This is a genomic window from Paenibacillus sp. W2I17 (assembly GCF_030815985.1).
Lineage (GTDB): Bacteria > Bacillota > Bacilli > Paenibacillales > Paenibacillaceae > Paenibacillus.
In genome coordinates this window covers 4,797,058-4,817,888 of record NZ_JAUSXM010000001.1, presented here as the reverse complement: position 1 = coordinate 4,817,888, position 20,831 = coordinate 4,797,058, and the positions used below count along the sequence as shown (strand labels likewise).

Here is a 20,831-nt window from a genome sequence, read left to right as displayed (position 1 = left end):
TAACAACCAAGTATCCCTAACTTACTTGCCAGATCCGCATTGTGTTTTATCCCAGTGCCAGACGGCCTGGCTCGGATTCGGCAGCGTTGTTCTTCATTTGTTTACTGCGCAACTGTCCGCAGGCAGCATCGATATCCGTACCATGTTCCATACGTACAGTGGAGTTGATGTTGTTCTTTTTGAGCGTATCATAGAAGCCCAGAATCGATTCTTCTGTACTCCGTTGATACTGACTGTGCTCATCCACCGGGTTGTATGGGATCAGGTTTACACTGACCATACTTCTGCGACTAGACAACAGTTCAGCCAATTCCGCGGCATGCTCACGTTGATCGTTAACATCACGTAGCAGGATGTACTCAAACATGATGCGTTTGTTGGTTTTAGCCAGATAATAATCCACCGCATCCATCAATTGCTCAATCGGGAAAGCCCGGTTGATCTTCATGATGTGTGTACGCAGTTCATTATTAGGTGCATGCAGAGAGATCGCCAGGTTAACCTGCAGACTGCTGTCTGCAAATTCCTTGATTTTGTCCGGAAGGCCACTCGTGGAAACAGTAATCCGTTTGGCGGCAAGTGCCAGTCCTTTGCGATCCTTGATGACTTCGATGAAATCACTCATGTGCTGGAAGTTGTCAAACGGTTCGCCAATTCCCATCACAACTACGTTGGTTACCCGCTCGTCTTGACCCGCTGCATCCAGATGTCGCTGCACATGCATAATCTGTTCCACAATCTCTCCAGCGGTCAGGTCTCGGCTCTTCTTGATCAGACCGCTCGCACAGAAGCTACAGCCAATGTTACAGCCCACTTGTGTGGTCACACAGACGGTAAGTCCGTATTTTTGCCGCATCAATACCGTCTCAATCAGGTTGCCGTCCTGCATCCGAAGCAGAAACTTCACGGTACCATCTGCCGATTCCTGCTTCACATGTTCGCTCAGCGAGTTCATTGTGAAATGCTCAGAGAGAACGTCCAGACATTCTTGACGGACATCGGACATCGCGGGGAAATCGTGTACACGCTCTTGATATAACCATTCCCAGATCCGGGATGCACGGGATTTTTTCTGCCCATGCTCCGGCAGCCAGGAACGTAATTGCTCTAATGTTAATCCATATATGGATGATTTGTTCATTGTATAATCCTCTTTTCGCAAAAAAGCATATGGCTTATCGGTCCTACCCAAAAAACCTCTACTCCGTATTGTCCCAAAATTGACGAGGGAAAACAAGGGCTTTTGCATTTCTTCCAAGAGGTTTTATCCATGGTAAATCTGCACAACAGACCATATTTCACCCTATCGGGTCTTCACCATTAGAAGTGAATGATACCGGATGTGTGCAGTAGAACCAGCAGAACCAGGATCGGAGCTACGTAACGCAGCATGAACAACCACACCCGGAACCATCCGGAACGCAGGCCGGAAGCTTCCGCAGCCGTTTTCCAGAAGTATCCGGCAAAAATCGTTACAAGCAGTCCACCTACAGGCAGCAGGATGTTGGATGCTACAAAGTCCATCCAGTCGAACACACTCTTCGATCCAATCGTCCATTCAGGCAGCAAGCCGAGCGACAACACCGAAGGAAGTCCCACGATGAAGACCGCGAGTGATATCACCCATACCGCACGACTGCGGCTCCAGGACAAACGTTCCATGAAATATTTCACCGGAACTTCCAGCAAGGATACTGCTGACGTTAATGCCGCAATAGCCAGCAGGATGAAGAACAGTCCACCAAACAAGAAACCAAGTGGCATTGCCGAGAAGGCCGCCGGAAGTGCCACAAAAATCAGTGACGGTCCTTGGTCCGGTGCAATACCAAACGAGAATGTTGTTGGGAAGATGATCAGACCAGCAATGAATGCATAGATCAGGTCACCTGCACCAACGGCGACGGTTGCCGCACCGAGAGATTGATTTTTATCCACATACGAACCGTAGGTTACAAGAATACCCATCCCCAGTGACAGGGAGAAGAAGGCATGTCCAAGCGCTACCAGTGCGGATTCCGTCGTAAGCTGCGAGAAGTCCGGATTCAGGAAGAAGGATACCCCAGCACCTGCACCCGGCAATGTAACTGCACGAATCATCAGGATAATGAGCAGTACCAACATCGCTGGAATCAGTACCTTGTTAAACTTCTCGATTCCGTTAGATACCCCTTTGGCAACAATCCAGCCTGTGATCAGAACTGAAACCAGTTGCCACACAATCGGCATATAACCTCCTATGAAGGAATTGAATTGTCCGGCATAATCCGGATTGTTAAACAATGTTCCACTGAATGACGTAATTGCATATTGCAGGGTCCAGCCTGCAATAATGACATAAAAGGACAGGATGATAAACGGCGTCAATACTTGCAGCAAACCGGCTGCGAGCCAACCTTTATGTCCACCTGCTTTGATAAAAGCCGTAGCTGCACTAACCTCTGCCACTGCGACCAATCGCAAGTTCAGCGAGAAGAACTGGCAGACCGATGAGCAGCAAACAAACGATGAAGAGCAGGAAAAACGCAGCCCCTCCGTTCTCACCCGTAATGTACGGGAATTTCCACATGTTGCCCAGACCAACCGAACTACCAATGGCCGCCAGGATAAATCCAGCTTGGGAGAAACGTTCTCCTTTGCCAGCGTTGTCTTGATCTAGATTAGGCTTACTAAAATTCATCGTATCTACTCCATCACTTTAAAGTTTTCCCGTAATTATATACTACTCACCTTGTCAGGTCATTCGAAATTCGAAATTTGTCGAAATGTTATTTTTTTACATATAAAACACACGGAAATCTTCATCTCATAAGTTCCTTAAACACAGTATGTGATAAAGTCCGTTAGTCCAACCGTATGAGTTTCAACAAATCCGCATTCCCAACCGTTCAAAGCCCAGTAGAATCAAAAAGAGGTGTCCCCTCAGCCATTTGGATGACTGCGAAGCACCTCTCTTTTTGAATTACACTTTAATTTGAAGTAACTCGTACTTGATAACGCCCATCGGAGCATTGACATGAATGACGCTGCCCACTTCTTTGCCCATTATCTCCTTGCCCAGCGGGCTCTCGTACGAAATTTTATTATTCGCAACATCGGCCTCGGCAGGGCCAACCACTTTATATTCAATCTTCTCGGCGAACTCAATGTCATTAAGCAACACCGTCGATCCAATGCTCACTTTGTTGGAGTCTATATTGTCTGAAGAAATGACTCTTGCTTTTGTCAGCATCTTCTCCAAGATCAAAATTCGGGTCTCCATAAAGGCCTGATCATCTTTGGCTGAATGATACTCACTATTTTCCTTCAGGTCACCGTAACTGATCGCGAGTTTCAGACGAGCTGCCAATTCCTTACGCTTCACCGTCTTCAAATCCTTCAGTTCGTCCTCCAGCTTTTCCAAGCCTTCCTGTGTCAAAATCACTTCATCATTAGCCATTTTTCCATCTCCTAATCCTGCTATCTATCTATATTCTAACCTATATCCACTCCAAAAGGTTAGCATACCCCAGAAAAAGAAATAGCTCATCCATATATTGTATTTCAATGACATCAAAATCATGTCCATCTCTTGAGATGATTTTAAAAAGCTATCCTATGAATTGTACCGTTACAATCGGCTCAATTGATGATGTTGTTTTCACCCGTTGACTTTTACAATGAACTCAGGGCAGCAGAAGTTTTATAAAAATTTGGGCTGCATCCCACTATATGACGTGAGGTGATCTGGATAATGATTGAACTATTGAATACAGCTGAAATACAGGCCTATCTGAAACGGATCGGCATAGATGATATAAAAGAACCTACACTGGAATTCTTATTTGAACTCCAGCGAGCACATGTCCAATATTTATCCTGGCAAACGGTCGATATTTTTGCGGGTCGTCCTGCGGGAATCAGTCTTCAAGATTCAATTCAGCTTATATTACAGGGACGCAGCGGCTACTGCTTTCATCTAAATGGTGCATTTAGTGTTCTTCTCCGCTCGCTGGGTTATACGGTTGATTGGCATCGCGGTGGAGTACAGCCTCATGGGGAACAACCCCGTGTGAACTCATTCCATCTCGGTCTGTCTGTCCTTCTGCCGGATGCTGACCCGACAGTTGAGCGCTGGATTGTAGATGTAGGTCTGGGCGGAATGCCCTTTGAACCTCTGTCACTTCGTTATGGAACCTATGGTTCAGCTCCGTTCACGTACCAATTGATGCCATCATCTGTTGTGGCTGGGGGATGGAGGCTTGAGTACGAGCCAAATGGGCCAAGTGAAGGAGTCGACTATGCTCCCGAGGTAGTCCACGATCTGGAGGAGTTCATTCCCAAACATGAATTCTACAGTCGGGCTGCCGAATCACCTTGGCATAACGTATTTTTGCTTCGTCAGCGGGATGAGAAACGCAGTCATGAACTACGTGGATGTATGCTCCGAACACATGATATCGAAGGAATCCAGAAAACGGAGATCCGGAATTATACCGAGTGGCGTAACGTATTAACTGAAATATTTCATGAACCATTGGTGAATTACAGCGAACTGGAATGCCAAGATATGTGGGAGCGAGTGCAGTCTGCACATACAGAATGGAAACGAGTACAGGAAGCATGAAGAGGAAGATACAGAACCTGAGGCCTTAACATGAAAAACGAGACAATCGGCTTGCTTGTTAGGGGCATCCGTATAGTGATGATTTGGGAGGAAGTTGAGGGGTACGTTCCATATAAAGGAAAGTTACTGATCCACGCCGAATATGTCCTCAGGTGATTAATGATGATAACTATTCGTGTACTCCAAGTTCCAGAAGTATTGCCCGAGCCGAACTGGAACCAATTGCTGTCGCAAGTTTCTGCGGAGCGACGTGCCCAGGCTTCGCGTTTTGTGCGTCAGGCTGACGCGTATCGCTCCGTGCTGGGCGAGATATTGACTCGTGTAACTTTGAGCAAGTTAACTGGACTGAGACCTGCTGAGCTTTCTTTTACCCGTAATTCCTACGGCAAACCTTCGCTCTGTCACTATTCGGATGTACCATTCAACGTCTCCCATTCTGGTGATTGGATTGCTCTAATCTCTGGAAGTACAGATGAACTGGGCGTGGATGTAGAAAAAATAGCTCCAATTGACATGCAGATTGCAGAGCGTTTCTTCTCTCCTAAGGAGAGCCAGTTCTTGGCCGCCGAGCCTGACGATCGGCGGCTGGAGACCTTCTACCGTCTATGGACGCTGAAGGAAAGTTATATTAAGGCAGTGGGTATGGGGTTGTCCATACCACTGGATTCCTTCGCCATCCTTCCCAATGATCGGGGAGATTGGCATTGCAAACAGGCCGGGACATATCTCTTTCTCAGTCAGCGACTGGATGATGGACATATGCTTGCGGCATGTTCGGCTGGGGGAAAGCTGCCGAGCCAGCCCGAGATCATCACCTTGGAGGATCTGTATACAGAGTTAGTATAGAGTGGTGCTGGGCCTCAACGAGTTGGAATCAGTTGAGTTTTGTAAGAGGCCGCCATTAAGAAAATCCTGCTAATGTTAATCAAAAAAGCTAACGACGTGAGTATCACGCGTTAGCTTTTTAGCTTTAAATCCACACTCCGTTTACGTCTATCTGACGTATTGGATAGGACTAATCCCTGCTCCGCAATTTGCCAAGCAGACGGATGATCTCAATGTACAGCCATACCAGTGTAACCATCAATCCAAATGCACCGTACCACTCCATGTACTTGGGCGCACCACGTTCAGCACCACCCTCAATGAAGTCGAAATCAAGGACCAGATTGAGGGCAGCCACAATGACGATAACGACCGAAATACCGATGCCGAGCAAGCTGTTATCATGCAGATAAGGAATCGAAACTCCGAAGAAACTCAGTACAAAGCTCAGCAGATACATGATCATGATACCGCCGGTTGCGGCCACGACCCCAAGCTTGAAGTTCTCCGTAGCTTTGATCAATCTGGTTTTGTATGCCACCAGCAGAGCGATGAATACAGCCATGGTCAACAGAGCCGCCTGCAAGGTAATTCCGTTATACAGGGACTCATAGGTTGCAGAGAGTGCTCCAAGGAACAGGCCTTCTGCCACGGCATAGACCGGTACCAGATAAGGTGCCGCTACGGGTTTGAACGAAATCACAAGTGCCAGAATGAAACCAACGATTAATCCACCATAAGCGAGCGGCATCACTTGTTGTCCGTTAAAGAACATCATCCATGTTGCAAACGCACTGCCCAGCAGAATCACAAGCGTAATAAACGCTTTGTTCACCGTGCCGTTGATCGTCATGTAATTCTGATACCGATCTTCTCCATATCCTCTGTTTTCAAACGTGCTGTCTTTAAGTGTAGGGTTACCGCTACGACCGATCAACACAATCACCTCTTCATATGTATTTGGTATATCTGTGATACTAAGCTTGGGCTTACTACGTTTCAAATTCTACAAGCTACTCCCTCGAAAAGATCGGGATGACACCAGAAGGAATCGGATGCAATCCTTCGATTACATCCTTACCCACTGGCGCAACACTTAGGACATATGTCCCAGACATTGCATGTTCATGTGCTTTTTAAGCGTCTTATTTGTACAAGACTTTATCTACATTGTATTTCGCACGCATCGTGTTGATGATATACGTCTCGTAAATTTCACGATCTACCGGATCTTCAACCAGGCATACTTCAATCTTCGTTACTTCTTCGCGGTGATTCTTAATTGGTGATACCGTGTCTTCAAAATGCTTTTTGATGCGGGGTCTTAACTTTCGTGCTTTCCCGACAAATAACAATTCTCCAGCGGCATTGTAAAACATGAAAATCCCGCCTAGTTCCCGGGTAATCAGGTGAAAATCAGTAAATCCATAAATGTGGCTAAGCTGTGGATCAGCCTGCTTTGTGATGGTTACATCCGGTGTTGGCACGGTAATATTAATCAATAGGCTCACTTCCTCATTATCTATAGGTTTACATCCTATCACATATTATAAACGGACACCATTTCATTCTATATGAAGTACAATTCACGCAATTTTCGCTATTACGACAAATATTTCAAAAAAAAGGTTAACTTCCCTGATTCAAAGTGGTACTATAGGGGTATGAGGAAGAAATTGGGCACTGAGACATACGTCTTTATATCTACCTCCGTCTATTGTACCCTATGATTGAATATCTTTTTCATGCTGCATTCTGTTAAGTGATCACGACAAGAGTACAGTTAGCAAGAACCCTAGCTTATAGATTGTAGATTCATCATCTAATCGACCCTTGCAGCAAGCAAACCTAGAAAGACCTAGATTCATGATTCACTGTAGATTTTAAGTATCACCTAGAAAGCCTGCAATTATAGTCGTACTGAAGTAAATAGACACACGTAGAAGGTCAGATAGCTATCGATCCTAGAGAGACTAGTCATGCAATACAACTGTAGAAATTATAGCAGCAGTACTATAGAAAATGGATCAAGTTTCACCACCAGGCCCCGGCATACTGCCAGGGCTTTTTTGCGTTTGTGCGAACAACCAACCACACGCTCAGGGAAACAGAGGTATCGTGGTTCTTTCTGCGGGGTTTATAATATGGCAAGATACCAGTAGAGGGAGTGATGGGATGTATTCCGATCTGCAACTGACGGAGGACCGCCCTGTATATATACAAGTCAAAGATTATATGAAGCGATTGATGCTCAAAGGCGGCCTGCAAGCCAAACAAAAGCTGCCCTCGACCCGTGAACTCAGTACACTCATGAAGGTCAGTCGCAGTACGGTCCTGCTCGCTTATGCCGAGCTTGAAGATGAAGGTCTGATCTATGCAGTCAAAGGCAAGGGCAATTACGTCAGTGCCTCCATCGAAACACCTGAGGCAGCAGCAAGCTGGGAACTGGACTGGACGACAGAGGTAAGCGAGTATGCAATTCAGGCAGAGCAGTACGATCTGATGAAGCATGGCTCCGGAGCAGAGCGCGGTGAGATATCGTTTACCAGCATAGCGCCGGATGAAAAGCTGTTTGATCTGCACAACGTGAAACGGGCTTTTCTGGATCGCATGTCACTTGAGGGCGAAGTACTGCTGAATTACGGATATGCGCAGGGATACAGACCGCTGATGAACTATTTACTACGTTATATGGAAAACAAAGGGGTCGACCTCCGTGGCAAGGATATTCTAATCACCAACGGATTCACGGAAGGATTCGATCTGGTGCTTGGAGCGTTGCGCAAAAAAAGCGGCAAAGCGCTCTGCGAGAATCCAACGCACCACACGGCGATCAAAAATCTAAAGCTGCACCAGTTCCACCTGACCGGTGTGAATATGGAGTCGGATGGCCTAGACTTGAAGCAACTGGAACATGAGCTTAAGGCAAGTCCTTATGATCTGGCCTATCTTGTGCCCTCCTATCACAATCCAACCGGGATTGTGACGTCCCCTGCGAAACGGGCGGGAGATTATCCGGTTGATGAACCAGTACCAGGTACCGATCATTGAGGACGGGTTCAATGAAGAATTGCGCTATTCCGGTTCCCACGTATCTCCCCTGATCGCCAGCATGGGCAGAGGGAACGGACTGGTGTATCTGGGCAGCTTCTCCAAAGTGCTGTTCCCAGGACTACGAGTTGGTTGGGTTATCGCGGATGCGGCGCTGATCGATTATCTGGAGAGTATGAAACGGGCACGCAGCATCCACACATCAACGCTGGATCAATCTCTACTGTATCAATATCTGAGCAACGGTAATTTCGAGAAATATCTGAAGCGGGCTCGTACGGAGTATAAGCGCAAATATGAACTGGTTGTGCGCTGCCTGAAGCAGCATCTGCCGATGTGCCGGATCTCCGGTGAGGGCGGCCTGCACCTGTTCGTGCAGTTCCCGTCCGAATACAGGACTCGTGAACTGCTCGCGGCTTGTAAAGTGAAAGGTGTAACGTTCACACCTGGAGATACCTTTTATCTGGAACCCGGTCAGGGCGTAAACACGATGCGTCTGGGTTTCTCCAGAGTCAGCGATGAGAATATACGTAAAGGCATTCGCATCATTGGCGAGACAGCAGCTCAAATGAGATAAGGAGGATTTCACATGAAAGTTGGCGTGATTATGGGCGGTACATCTTCAGAGCGGGATATTTCCCTGCTCACCGGACAGGAGATGATTGCAAATCTGAATAGAGACAAATACGAGGTTGTGCCCATTGAGCTGAATACCAAGCGCGATCTAATCGACAAGTCAGCGGGGATCGATGTGGCACTGCTTGCCCTGCATGGCAAATACGGCGAAGACGGTACTGTCCAGGGCACATTGGAATCTCTGGGTATTCCCTACACAGGCTGTGGTGTGCTAGCAAGCAGTGTATGCATGGATAAAGACATGTCCAAACAACTCATGCAGCATGCAGGTGTACTTACCGGGGAATGGCTGCGGGTGAACCATACGGAGGAACTGTCCTCTATTGCTGTTCAACAATTAACGTACCCCGTGGTGGTCAAACCCAATTCAGGCGGTTCCAGCATCGGTACCCAAGTGGTGAAGGAAGCTTCCGCCCTGCCTGCTGCTGTAGAGGCTGCCCTCGCCTGGGATGATACGGTCATGATTGAACAGTATATTGAAGGTGAGGAAATCACCTGTGCCATTCTGGATGGAAAAATGCTACCGGTGATCTCCATTCGTTCGAACGCCGAGTTTTTCGATTATTCTTCCAAATATGATGACCACGGAGCCGATGAGCAGGTTGTGCAATTGCCTGTGGATCTTCACCATCGTGTGGAAGCCGCGGCACTTGCCTGCTATCAGGTGCTCAAATGCAGCGTCTACGCTCGCGTGGATATGATGATTCGCGAAGGCTTGCCTTATGTGCTTGAAGTAAACACGCTGCCGGGTCTTACCCGTAACAGTCTGCTGCCCAAAAGTGCAGCCGCTGCAGGCATTTCTTTTGCAGAGCTGCTGGATACCATTATTGAACTTTCATTGAAAGAAAGACCCAAGGAGGAGGTACGATTATGAGTCTGGATGTAACCATTAGACATAGTTCTACTACGGATCTGCAAGATATGGTCATTCTGATGGATCAACTCGGTTATCCAACCACTTACGCCGAGATGGAGGAGCGCTATACCCACATTGCTGCAGACGCTAACTTCACCACACTGGTTGCTGAAACACGCGGACGTGTAGTTGGACTGATCGGATTACAGACGTCTTATCTGTATGAAAAGAACGGAAGACACTGCCGTATCTTGGCATTGGTTGTACACGACCAGTTCAGAGGCTCAGGCATCGGCCGTCAACTCATTCTGGAAGCCGAACAATGGGCAGCCACGCATAACGTGGATTCCCTGTCTCTGAACAGTGCCAATAGCCCGGAACGTGAAGCTGCACATGAATTCTATCGCCAGATGGGCTTTACAGCCGGGAGTACCGGGTTTAGCAAAAAGCCGCAGATTCTACAGCACACTTAACCTGCCGGATACGGGATACGCCCCCTTGAATATCAAACTAAAAAAAGAACGCCCTTTTTCGCCAATCCGCACATTGGCGAAAAAGGGCGTTCTTCAGTATATATCTATGTCGCATTGATGTGCTGTTGATGATTATGGGATCAATATTTGGCTGACTGTGCACCATCAATCGGAATAATGGCTCCATTGATAAACGGTGCTTCGCCGGACAGCAGGAAGGCAACGAGATGCCCTACTTCCTTCGGTTCACCCAAGCGCTTCGCCGGATTGTCCTTAACGAACTCTTTGGATGCTGACTCCCAGTCATTCGGATTGATCTGTTTGAACGAACCGATGACCATATCTGTCAGAATGGCTCCAGGTGCCACGGCATTAATGCTGATCCTGTGCTCGGCGTTTTGCCCTGTCATTCGTCCTCAGGACTTCATAGCCTCATAGGCTGCAAGTAATTCCTCTACTTCTACTCCGTTGATCTTCATCCCGTTCACTTGACACTGTTCCAACTGCACTCCAGATAGATCGCAATCGATAAAACGACTTCCCCCAAGATCACAATGCGCCCACTGCATAGGTACACGGTCAGATCCAAGGTGTGTGTCCTGGAATTGAACGCCATCCAAAGCACATAATTCAATCTTGCTGTCGGTTAGGCGTAAATCAGCTAGCAATATATTGGTCATATTTAGATTGGTAAATTTGCTTCCACTCAGGTTGCAGTCGGTAATCCGACTATTGGTCAGATTACTGGTGCTGTAACGGACTGAGTCCAGATTAGCTTGAACATATTCAATCACTGACTCACCCGAGTCCATGGATAATGTCGCATCACATGTTGGATCCAAAGGATCAATTGACATGTTTTTCTCATATCCAAACTCATCCTCAGATGCATAGATACGAACATATCCCATTTTTTCGTAAAAATGATGATTATCCTCCTGCCGACCTGAGGTCTCCAGCTTCCAGATTTCAATCTGCGGAAATTCAGCTTCAATAAGCCTCATGACTTGAGTTCCCACGCCACGGCCCTGGCATACGGGGTCAATATAGATCTTATCGATCCTGGCATGTTTTCGTCCAAGCACGTTAACACTCACTCCGCCAATAGCGCATCCATCTGATTCTACAACATAATAATCCCATTCACGGATCACGTAACGATGCATGCGAACTGACGAATAATCAGGCGGGCATAGATTGCTATCGATATCCTTCTCATTATCCGCCCAGACTTTTATGACATGATCAAAAGCACGAGTGCAAATCTCTGTAAGTACAACAGCATCTTCCTGTTGCGCTCGTCGTAAGCGAATTTCAGAATGTATCTGCTTCGGTTGCACTGGTTCGGACTTTACTTTGAGTAGTTCAAAATAATCGTAGCACTCCTGGTCCATAAGCATTCTGCGAGAGATATAACGAAAACCCGCATGCTCCAGAACTTTGCGTGACGGCTGGTTGAACGGCTTCACAATGCCCACGATGCGAACCAGCAAGGTATGCTCAAATAAATATGCTGTTAGGGCATGCACCGCCTCTGAGATGTATCCTTTATTACGGTAATCCCGGGAGATGGCGTAGGCCACTTCACGGTCAGCACGATCCAGCAGGTCATTTGGAAATACGCCACACCAACCAATGATGCGCTGATCTTCATTGTGTACAACGGCAAGCAGGATACGTACATCTTCCGGGTTGAACTGTTCGTAACTGCCAACAACAAATTGTAAAAATTCACGCAACTGCTCCTCGGTCATCTTCCAATCTGGCAGGATATCTGTGATTTCAGGTTGTTGGGTTAATGCATACACGGCAGCCTGATCTTCAAGCGTAAATGGACGCAACGTAATTGAGTTTGAATGGATGAATAATTGGCTTTTCATATACAACACCTCTGGGGATTTATTTAGGATGACACAACAAAGAGGAGCACCTCTAATAGAGGCACTCCTCGATCCGTTTCATCATTTCAGAAACGCCGAAGTTCCTCGTAATGGGTCAAAAGGACACACGTATCCCGTTCATGGTCTAACGGAATTTTTGCGGTGTTCTTTTCACGATCATTACGAGAAATCTGGCATACTCTGAAATCCCCTCTCATACTAAGGCTTACTTATAACGTCTCACTTAAGGACGGTCAATGTAAATCCAGCCTGTTTCTTGTTCCTTATCTACAGTAGCTCCAAGGGATTCAGCCACAAAGCGCAGCGGCACATACGTCTTGCCGTCCTTGCCTACATAGGCGGATTCCACCATGGTTACTTCTTTACCAGCAACGGTTGCCTTCTTGGAACCTACGGTCAGGACAATCTCATCACCAGTGATGTCGTCAATGACAACGATTTGGTTCGAGCCTTTGGTCCATTTCACTTCAGCATCCAATTCTTCAGACACGTAGCGAAGCGGAACAAATGTTGTATTCTTAACAGTGATCGCCCCAGCGTATTCATCATCCGGGAAGAGCACTACACTTTTACTCGTGATTCCAGCTTCATCTTTCAGCAATTGATATGCCAGTGAATTGGAATCAAAATTGCGCAGCATCTGTCCAGGCGTAATATCATCCTTCATCAGATCCATAACGCCGCCGGATACATCCACTTCATCAACTGCAACCGTTCCAGCGATATTCCACTGTTCACTGTCTCCACTTACGGTTACGGAGTTCACCGGCAGATCTTCCGAAGCAGGCAGTGCTACTTTCAGTTCAAAGTTTTGCTTGCGAACATCCAGCTTGCTGTCGAGATAAAAGTCCAATTTCAGTTTGGTATCTGTGCCAAAGACCGTTTTGAATTCAGGGGTCTCATTCAACAGGTTGTTCAGCTCCTGATCATAATTGACCAGCATACTGTCCAGTCCTACTTTGATGATGGCGTACAGTGACGCAACGGCTTCATCTTTCGATTCAGGAACGATCGAATTCAGCGTTTCATCTCCCCCGCCTTCAACCTCATTTACAGCTTCAAGTACAGGGTAGAACACATCATACAGATCGCCAATCAGGTCTTTCAGTCCTTGCTCATCTTTCGAAATACTCGTCAGGAACGGTTTAACCATAGCCAGCATCTCTTCACCACTAACTTCCAGATGCAGCTTGGAGAGGCTAAGCGCTTCGCCATTCACGGATTCCTGTACCGGTGTTACGGAAATGTTCTTCGGATTAGACAGATGTTTCAGAACAAAAGAGAACAGTTTCGGGGAAAGTTCCTCGAGTTGTTTCTCCAGAGCCTTCGTATCTACCATTGGAAGAGCCTGTGCATCCTGGAACGTATCCAGAGATATGTACAGCGGTTTCTGGGCTCCGTCCAGATCAATGACCAATTGGGACTCATTCATGGACAGGTGGAAAGGTAACTTCGTTCCCTCCATGCTCAGTGTACCTTTGATCGATGCTGTCTTCGCATCTTTCATTTTGGCTTGATCAATATCCAGGGATATGGAGTTAATAAGTTCGATCATTTCAAGGTCTTTTTCTGTAGCAAATTCCTTAGCCGGTTCTATGTTTATATTCATGGATTGTCTGGATTCACCGGACTTGATACTCGCGCCATTGGCCATTGCTTTGCCAACGTCTACTCCACCCACAGCCTGACATCCTGTAAGAACAACCATTAAAAGTACTAGTGGCACTGCCATCCATTGGACTAACTTCCGATTCGTAATATGAACTCCTCCTTAGAAAAATATGGTTCATTTCCATTATGAAGGTATAGGTAATTCTTGTAAACGGATACGCAAAAAAATAAACCAAAAGGCCGGAGCATGTCCGACCTCTGGTCTATCTATATTTCAGCATATCGTATGTTTCGATAAAACATCCTGCTTCATTGTGCAATGCTGGGAGTTATTCTTGCTCCTGATCTTCTGCGAGTTTCTCATCCGTTTCTTCATCTTCCGCAGTTGCGGGAGTCTCGAATTGATCCGGCTCGTCCTCTTGAATCGCTTTGTTCTCTTCGTTCTGATCCTGTGTCATATCGCATTCCCTCTCTTCTACCGGATTGTCATGTCATCAAGGCCTGAGCCTTGTGTCTATCAATAACCCGAATAGGCTTAGTTCAAACCTACTTCAGTGTCGGCCATAGAATCCCCATCATAATTTTAGTGCTCATTTAGAAAACATAAAAGATGATCCCGTTCCCACTTGCAGCCGTGGCCTGAAATAAGGCCTGGACATCATCCACAGTCTGAACGATCTCCTGAAATGTCTCTTCCGCGTCCCAATCTTCCATGACAGGATAGACGCCTTCAGCGATCATTTGGTCCAGACTATACCGTTGCTTCAATTCCTCCGGTGTGAGTTGCTCCAATGCCATGTAGGCTTCCAGCACCTGCTCGTTACTAAGCAAAAATAGATCCATGTCCGAATAGTTTCCCACGTATTGCTCACCTGCGAGAGGCACAACATATCCCAGGGGCGGCCCCCCTTCTAACAAGTTACCGTTCAGCGTGAACTGCAGCATCTGCCACGTTTTATCGATATCTAGATCCACTGCACAATCATGCACACTAACCTCACCTGACTTGATGGATTCAACTAGCTCCTTAGTTACCACAAGATATCTGCCGGACATTCCCATACCGCTACCCCTCCTGTGTAATTCCTTCTATTGTTCCCCATTAACCGTGCTTGTTGGTTCAGAATCGGGGTAATCCCTATCAAGGAGGGTGTATACATGAAAAAATTTGATTACAGTCTCAATTATGATGAGTTGGATCTGCGCAAACATCCTGAGCTGTACACCGTAGGCCGGGGAGAGCAGGGTGTGCTGATGGTAGAGCCGTACAAAGGCGAGATTCTGCCACACTGGCGCTTCAAAACACCCGAGATTGCGACAGAGTCATCGGAGAAAATCTATGAGCTATTTTTGGAGTATAAGAAAAAGGGAGATTTCGTCGGTATGGATATGGCTCGAAAATTTCTCCAGATGGGTTATACACGGGCCAGACGTTATACGAATCACAAAGGAGGACGCAAATACTCGAAGGAGGATGGCTCAATATTGCCCTATCAGAATGACAAGGTGAAGGCAGAAGCCGCGGCAATATTCAAAGCACAATGGGAGATTGCGAAGACGGATCCAGACTATGTGAAGATGAAGAAGGAGCATCGGGAAAAGTACGAGTCTGATGAGGCGTAGGAACAACGGTGAAAAGATTGACTTATGGAAACATTTGTCTCAGAATCGATCTTGTTACTGTACATTTTCAACCATTATATTGGAGAAGAGAGGCGCATCCGATTATGACAGATTCGTTCATCCATTTAAATACAGGCCAGAATATCAGTATCAACGAATCCACCCAACTTCAGGTAACCATTCAATGTACATCATCTCCTTCTCCCTTGGATGTTAGCTGCTTTATGGTGAACGAAGAGGGAAAGGTCCCATCTGACGACTATTTTGTATTTTATAATCAGAAGGCCGATCCCCATCAAAGTGTGCTTCTGCAACAGGCAGAGGAACTGAAATCCTCTTTTGTACTGGATACAAATCAATTACGGCAGGCCCCTGTGGAAAAATGTGTGTTTACGGCTACTCTGGATGCGGGAGGGACTTTCGCCGATGTTCAGGCATGTCAGGCGATTGTACAAGCTGGTTCCCAGCAGATCACCTATGAGATCACGCAGGTCACTGCGGAAACAGCTCTTATTTTTATTGAAATCTATAAGTATCGTGACGGGTTCAAAGTTCGTGCGATTGGACGAGGTTTCTTTGGTGGATTGCAGCCGCTGGCAGAGTCATTTGGTGTTGAAATTGAGAGTAACGACACCTCGGAAGCCGAACAGGTTCTTCTCACGGCACAAGCTGAAGTGGCAGCCGCCTCTCCAGAAGTCTTGGTACCTGATGCTGCACCAAACACGAATCATGCGCCGCTTAACCTGACCAAGATCGATCTCCTCAAGCGTAAAGTAACCCTGTCTCTGCAAAAGAAAAAGATCGAACCTATACAGGCACGTGTTGCTGTCGTATTTGATGCATCAGGCTCCATGTACCATCTGTATCGCAAAGGCATCGTGCAAGAAGCCTTTGAGCGTATCCTGGCAATTGCAGCAGCGTTTGATGATAACGGGGAGTTGGACGTCTGGTTCTTCGCCAAAGACTTCTTGCGTGCACCTAGCGTCACCGCCAGGGATTTCGAGAATTATATTGAACGCACATATACGCTGGGAAGCAAAGGCGGTACCAATAACGAACCTCCTGTGATGCAGGATGTCATTCGCAAATATACGATCGAGGAACCCGATGTGAAGATTCCAACGTATATTATCTTTTTTAGCGATGGCGGGGTCAGTCAAAAAGGGAAAATCATGCGGCTTATTACCGAAAGCTCAACCAAAAACCTGTTCTGGCAATTCGTTGGCCTAGGACAAGCCAATTACGGTATCCTTGAGAAACTCGATGACATGACTGGACGTTTCATCGATAATGCTGACTTTTTTGCTCTCGACGACATCTCCAAGATCAGCGATGAAGAATTGTACGATCGTCTCCTCACTGAATTTCCAGGTTGGATAAAGGAAGCTCGGGCCAAAGGCATTTTGGCCTAAAGCTTTTACCCTATACCACTAATCAGGCTTGTACTTTTTCTGCTTTACCATCCTTGGAACGTGGACGGAGCATACTTCCTACAATTCGCAACATCAACTTGCGTGGCACGAGGCGGGTGAACTGCGCTGTCCAGTAATTACCGGCCCCCGGCACAGCATAAGGTTTGCCTGACTCCAGTGCTCTCATGGCCACCGCCACGACATGCTCAGGGGTATCACGTTTACCCACCGAGGCTTCATCAGCACCCACCACATCAAAGAACGAAGTCTCGGTGGAGCCTGGGCATAGTGCCAAAAATTGAACGCCACGCTTCCTGTTTTCTTCGTATAATGCCTCTGTAAAAGAAAGTACAAATGCCTTCGTTGCTCCATACACAGCCATATACGGATCAGGTTGAAAGGCAGCCGTCGACGACACATTAATGACAGCACCATTTCGCTTCTGTAACATGCCTGGCAAGAAAAGATGTGTCATGTTCGTCAAGGCGAGCACGTTCAACATAATCTCCTCCTGCTGGCGGGAACCATCCACCTGTTCAAATAATCCATGGGTAGCAAATCCCGCATTGTTAATCAGCATATCGATGTGTATTCCCCGATTCTGACATTCCTCATATACCCTCTGAGGTGCATCGACTTGAGACAAATCCGATACGATTACCTCAGCCCTTACTTGATATGTACGTTCTATACGTTCGGCCAATTGATTCAGTTTGGATTCTGTTCTGGCCACCAGCACGATATTTTTACCCTTGGAAGCCATTTCGAGTGCAAAAACTTCCCCAATACCTGAAGAAGCACCTGTAATAAGTACCCATTGATGCTGTTCCTTTATCATCTCTCATCCATCCTCTATGCATAATTTGAACACTTGTTTTCTATAGGAAACACTGTTTCTTTATAGAATCATCGTAACCAAAATCCATGACGCTGTCAAATACATTTGTTAAATTTGAATCTAGAACGTGGTGCTTACTTATTAAATTCGGATTAAATTGACGTCATTCGGCGTAAAACAGTAGAATGACCATAAGAAAAGGAAACGTAGTTTCTGTTCAACAACAATACGGTTACGAGGATGAAATCAATGAAGGATCTTAATTCGGGTTCCACAGAATCTGCACATACGGTAACAACCTTTCAGGAAGCCAGACTCCAGCACTCGGATAATCTGCGGCAAAATATTGTGCATGCTGCTGCCGCTTTACTGCAAGAGCATGGACCAGAAGCCGTCACGGTACGCCGTGTAGCTGAACGCATGGAGTGCTCCACCAAAATCATATATAACCTTTTTGGCAAAAAAGAAGGGTTAGCCAAACATCTATATTTAGAGGGATGCTCCCTCATGGCCCAGCGTTTTGAAACTATACCCCGGCAGGCATCGTTCGAACAATATTTCCGTGATCTGGCCTACGTCTACTGGGACTTCGGCATTTCTCAATCCAGCTTCTATCAGCTGATGTTTGGAGGATCTTTTTCCGAATTCAAACCAGATGGAGAGACCTTACAGGGAACAGCAACTGCACTGAAACAAGTGTCTGCTTTGGTGGAGATAGCCATTGAACAGGGAATGCTTCAAGTGCAAGATCCCATGCTTGCGGTTCGGATGATCTGGGCTCCCTTACACGGTGTTATTCATCTGTATTTGGGAGGCCATATTGAGAGCGAAGAAGCTGCCAAAACCCTCTATGATCATACGTTGTCAATGGTTATACACTCCCTTGTGAGTACATCTGCGAATGGATAAGCATTAAACCTGTGCTGTTTTAGATACTTTTAGAAGATAAACGAAAAAGGAGCAGCCCCATTGGCGTAATACGCCTAGGGCATGCTCCTTTATTTGGTTGACTTTATCTAGTTCCGTAACGGTTTCAGTCGATTAACGTGCCTCTTCGTTCTCAGCTTCCCAACGTGCAATTTCTTTACGCACGATTGGAGCGACTTCTTTACCAAGCAGTTCGATCGCTCTCATGACCTCGTTGTGCGGCATTGTGCCGAGTGGGGTGTGTAACATGAAGCGTGTAATCCCGACTTCTTTGCGCAGGTAAATAATTTTCTGAGCTACGGTATCCACATCACCTACATACAATGCACCTTCCAGGCTACGCGCCGCATCAAATGTTGCACGGCTGTAGTGTCCCCATCCACGTTCACGGCCCAGTATGTTCATGACCGCTTGCGCTGGCGGGAAGAATTTCTCCACGGCTTCGTCTGTTGTATCGGCAATGAAGCCGTGAGAGTGAGAAGCAACGGTCAGCTTGGAAGCATCATGTCCCGCATGTGCAGCTGCTTTCTTGTACAGTTCCACCAGTGGTGCGAATTGTACCGGACGGCCACCGATAATGGCAAGCACCAGTGGCAAACCGAGCAGCCCTGCACGAACTACGGATTCCTGATTACCACCACTGCCAATCCATACCGGAAGTTTTTCCTGTACCGGGCGCGGGTAGATGCCCAGATTGTTAAAGGAAGGGCGGTGTTTGCCTTCCCAGGTTACTTTTTCCGAATCACGCAGCTTGAGCAGCAAATCCAGTTTCTCGTCGAATAACTCATCGTAGTCGTTCAGATCATAGCCAAACAGTGGAAACGATTCGATAAATGATCCCCGCCCTGCCATAATCTCTGCACGCCCATTTGAAATGCCATCTAATGTCGCAAAATCCTGATAAACCCGTACCGGATCATGCGATGACAGCACGGTTACCGCACTCGTCAAGCGAATATTCTTGGTCTGTGAAGCTGCTGCCGCCAGAATGACAGCTGGTGATGAAGCAGCGTAGTCAGCACGATGATGTTCTCCCACGCCATATACATCCAGACCTACCTGATCTGCCAAAACAATCTCTTCAACAACATCGCGAATACGCTGCGCATGACTGATAAGTTCTCCTGTTTTTACATCCGGGTTCGTCTCCACGAATGTACTAATTCCGATTTCCATTGTCTGTTCCTCCCTGGTATGAAGCGATCCGTTGTTCATCTAACCTATTGTAAGTAGATCACCTTTTGTTATGTATCTTAATATTGAACTATTTTGATGAAAAACACAAGTACCCTCTGTTTCCAGAGGGCACTTTTATGTTTATTTTCTATCGATTATGGCTTATCTATACTTAGTTCCATCAGGTTGGTATTAATTACAACACCAGTCTGTCTCATAAAATTAAATCCCAAAATTCCGTCAATCTCTAAACCATAATCCATATTTCCTATTTCAATCTGAAAATTATTAATCGTTGTTCCTTCTACAGTGATAGAATCGAGTGACTTGGTATAAACATACTCTATACCGCCTACACCTCTTATAATCTCAACGAGATCATTCTCTTCAGGAACCATTCCTACTTCCCGAACTACATCTGCATTCAACAATGTACTGGCTGATCCGGTATCCAAAAGGACTTTTTCTAAAAGTAGTACTTTTCCTCTAAATTCAAGTTTTATGCTTATAAATGGTAAACCATAAATCTCTGAAATTTTCATCGAGGACCTCTCATGCCAACATATCGTTCTCTTGCCACAACTTCTGGACGTGAAGTGTGAAAAAAGCAGTATTCCCGTCTGGGATCTTCCTGATGCAATTCACCATAACGTTTTAGTGCCTTTGTAGAATCATCAAATGAATCAATAACAGCCATCTCTTCAATATAACGCTGGCCTTCTCTTGAATGCGCCTTGGTTGCCTCAAAAACGACCCATTCATTTGGGAATCGCTCCTGAACTTCCTTCCATTGCATATTGACACCTCCAGACCATTTGATAGAAATATTATATCATGTGCAAACAGCTTTCCATGGGCTGAAATTCTAAATTATATACATTTTTTAGAGCATTGCCTGT

Annotated in this window: 20 protein-coding genes and 2 pseudogenes; 8 read left to right on the top strand and 14 right to left on the bottom strand. The window is 46.4% G+C overall.

Features of this window, described 5'->3' with window-relative positions; all coding sequences use genetic code 11:
* Positions 1-46 precede the first annotated feature (46 nt).
* The 3 genes and pseudogenes from rlmN to greA form a co-directional block, all read right to left on the bottom strand.
* Positions 47-1,141 (bottom strand): dual-specificity RNA methyltransferase RlmN, encoded by a 1,095-nt coding sequence (rlmN, locus tag QF041_RS21610; protein ID WP_210109409.1) that lies wholly within the window; start codon positions 1,139-1,141, stop codon positions 47-49.
* Positions 1,142-1,320: 179 nt separating this feature from the next.
* Positions 1,321-2,677 (bottom strand): annotated as a pseudogene (locus QF041_RS21605) (sodium-dependent transporter).
* Positions 2,678-2,959: 282 nt separating this feature from the next.
* On the bottom strand, positions 2,960-3,436 hold the full coding sequence (gene greA, locus QF041_RS21600) for a transcription elongation factor GreA (protein WP_047840913.1): 477 nt from the start codon (positions 3,434-3,436) through the stop codon (positions 2,960-2,962).
* A gap of 297 nt (positions 3,437-3,733) precedes the next feature.
* Between greA and QF041_RS21595 the strand changes: the two genes are divergently transcribed.
* Together QF041_RS21595 and QF041_RS21590 are read left to right on the top strand one after the other, a co-directional pair.
* A complete protein-coding gene (locus tag QF041_RS21595; RefSeq protein ID WP_373461401.1) occupies positions 3,734-4,603 on the top strand; it encodes an arylamine N-acetyltransferase family protein in 870 nt (289 codons plus the stop codon).
* A 159-nt stretch (positions 4,604-4,762) separates the two neighbouring features.
* A complete protein-coding gene (locus QF041_RS21590; protein ID WP_307415607.1) occupies positions 4,763-5,449 on the top strand; it encodes a 4'-phosphopantetheinyl transferase family protein in 687 nt (228 codons plus the stop codon).
* Positions 5,450-5,618: 169 nt separating this feature from the next.
* On the opposite strand, the gene QF041_RS21585 is transcribed toward QF041_RS21590, so the two are convergent.
* Together QF041_RS21585 and QF041_RS21580 are read right to left on the bottom strand one after the other, a co-directional pair.
* Entirely contained in the window at positions 5,619-6,365 is a 747-nt protein-coding gene (locus QF041_RS21585) for a Bax inhibitor-1/YccA family protein (RefSeq protein WP_307417025.1), read from the bottom strand.
* A 208-nt stretch (positions 6,366-6,573) separates the two neighbouring features.
* The gene (locus QF041_RS21580) at positions 6,574-6,930 is read right to left on the bottom strand and encodes a nucleotide excision repair endonuclease (protein ID WP_036612270.1); all 357 of its coding nucleotides are present in this window, start codon (positions 6,928-6,930) and stop codon (positions 6,574-6,576) included.
* 673 nt (positions 6,931-7,603) lie between these two features.
* Between QF041_RS21580 and pdxR the strand changes: the two are divergent.
* The 3 genes and pseudogenes from pdxR (at position 7,604) to QF041_RS21565 (ending at position 10,444) form a co-directional block, all read left to right on the top strand.
* Positions 7,604-9,056: pseudogene (gene pdxR, locus QF041_RS21575) on the top strand (MocR-like pyridoxine biosynthesis transcription factor PdxR).
* A gap of 12 nt (positions 9,057-9,068) precedes the next feature.
* Positions 9,069-9,989 (top strand): D-alanine--D-alanine ligase, encoded by a 921-nt coding sequence (locus QF041_RS21570; RefSeq protein WP_307415606.1) that lies wholly within the window; start codon positions 9,069-9,071, stop codon positions 9,987-9,989.
* Positions 9,986-10,444: a GNAT family N-acetyltransferase gene (locus QF041_RS21565; protein ID WP_307415605.1), complete on the top strand. Its 459-nt coding sequence runs from the start codon at positions 9,986-9,988 to the stop codon at positions 10,442-10,444. The genes QF041_RS21570 and QF041_RS21565 overlap by 4 nt, the downstream gene beginning before the upstream one ends.
* Before the next feature lie 140 nt (positions 10,445-10,584).
* On the opposite strand, the gene QF041_RS21560 is transcribed toward QF041_RS21565, so the two are convergent.
* From QF041_RS21560 to QF041_RS21540, 5 genes are all read right to left on the bottom strand, one after another.
* Positions 10,585-10,854, bottom strand: coding sequence for an SDR family oxidoreductase (locus QF041_RS21560; protein WP_307415603.1), 270 nt, complete (start codon positions 10,852-10,854; stop codon positions 10,585-10,587).
* A 6-nt stretch (positions 10,855-10,860) separates the two neighbouring features.
* Positions 10,861-12,324, bottom strand: coding sequence for a GNAT family N-acetyltransferase (locus QF041_RS21555; protein WP_307415601.1), 1,464 nt, complete (start codon positions 12,322-12,324; stop codon positions 10,861-10,863).
* Between the two features lie 244 nt (positions 12,325-12,568).
* Positions 12,569-14,077, bottom strand: a complete 1,509-nt coding sequence (locus tag QF041_RS21550) for a copper amine oxidase N-terminal domain-containing protein (protein WP_307415600.1) — start codon at positions 14,075-14,077, stop codon at positions 12,569-12,571.
* A 208-nt stretch (positions 14,078-14,285) separates the two neighbouring features.
* Positions 14,286-14,414, bottom strand: coding sequence for a hypothetical protein (locus QF041_RS21545; protein WP_017691584.1), 129 nt, complete (start codon positions 14,412-14,414; stop codon positions 14,286-14,288).
* A 136-nt stretch (positions 14,415-14,550) separates the two neighbouring features.
* Positions 14,551-15,018, bottom strand: coding sequence for a YfbM family protein (locus QF041_RS21540; RefSeq protein ID WP_307415599.1), 468 nt, complete (start codon positions 15,016-15,018; stop codon positions 14,551-14,553).
* 96 nt (positions 15,019-15,114) lie between these two features.
* Between QF041_RS21540 and QF041_RS21535 the strand changes: the two genes are divergently transcribed.
* Positions 15,115-15,579 carry a DUF4385 domain-containing protein gene (locus tag QF041_RS21535; protein WP_047840920.1) on the top strand — a complete coding sequence of 155 codons (465 nt, stop codon included), beginning with the start codon at positions 15,115-15,117 and terminating at the stop codon, positions 15,577-15,579.
* A gap of 104 nt (positions 15,580-15,683) precedes the next feature.
* Positions 15,684-16,991, top strand: a complete 1,308-nt coding sequence (locus QF041_RS21530) for a VWA domain-containing protein (protein ID WP_307415598.1) — start codon at positions 15,684-15,686, stop codon at positions 16,989-16,991.
* A 22-nt stretch (positions 16,992-17,013) separates the two neighbouring features.
* Here QF041_RS21530 and QF041_RS21525 read toward each other — a convergent pair whose 3' ends face one another.
* Entirely contained in the window at positions 17,014-17,829 is an 816-nt protein-coding gene (locus tag QF041_RS21525; protein WP_307415597.1) for an SDR family NAD(P)-dependent oxidoreductase, read from the bottom strand.
* A gap of 249 nt (positions 17,830-18,078) precedes the next feature.
* Here QF041_RS21525 and QF041_RS21520 point away from each other — a divergent pair, with 249 nt between their 5' ends.
* Positions 18,079-18,738: a TetR/AcrR family transcriptional regulator gene (locus QF041_RS21520; RefSeq protein WP_091035574.1), complete on the top strand. Its 660-nt coding sequence runs from the start codon at positions 18,079-18,081 to the stop codon at positions 18,736-18,738.
* 132 nt (positions 18,739-18,870) lie between these two features.
* Here the strand turns inward: QF041_RS21520 and QF041_RS21515 are convergent, their stop codons facing one another.
* The 3 genes from QF041_RS21515 to QF041_RS21505 all read right to left on the bottom strand — a co-directional run bounded on the left by QF041_RS21515 (position 18,871) and on the right by QF041_RS21505 (position 20,728).
* A complete protein-coding gene (locus QF041_RS21515; RefSeq protein WP_017691578.1) occupies positions 18,871-19,932 on the bottom strand; it encodes an LLM class flavin-dependent oxidoreductase in 1,062 nt (353 codons plus the stop codon).
* 155 nt (positions 19,933-20,087) lie between these two features.
* Entirely contained in the window at positions 20,088-20,474 is a 387-nt protein-coding gene (locus tag QF041_RS21510) for a retropepsin-like aspartic protease (protein WP_307415596.1), read from the bottom strand.
* Positions 20,471-20,728, bottom strand: a complete 258-nt coding sequence (locus QF041_RS21505; RefSeq protein ID WP_047840923.1) for a hypothetical protein — start codon at positions 20,726-20,728, stop codon at positions 20,471-20,473. The genes QF041_RS21510 and QF041_RS21505 overlap by 4 nt, the downstream gene beginning before the upstream one ends.
* Positions 20,729-20,831: the final 103 nt, after the last annotated feature.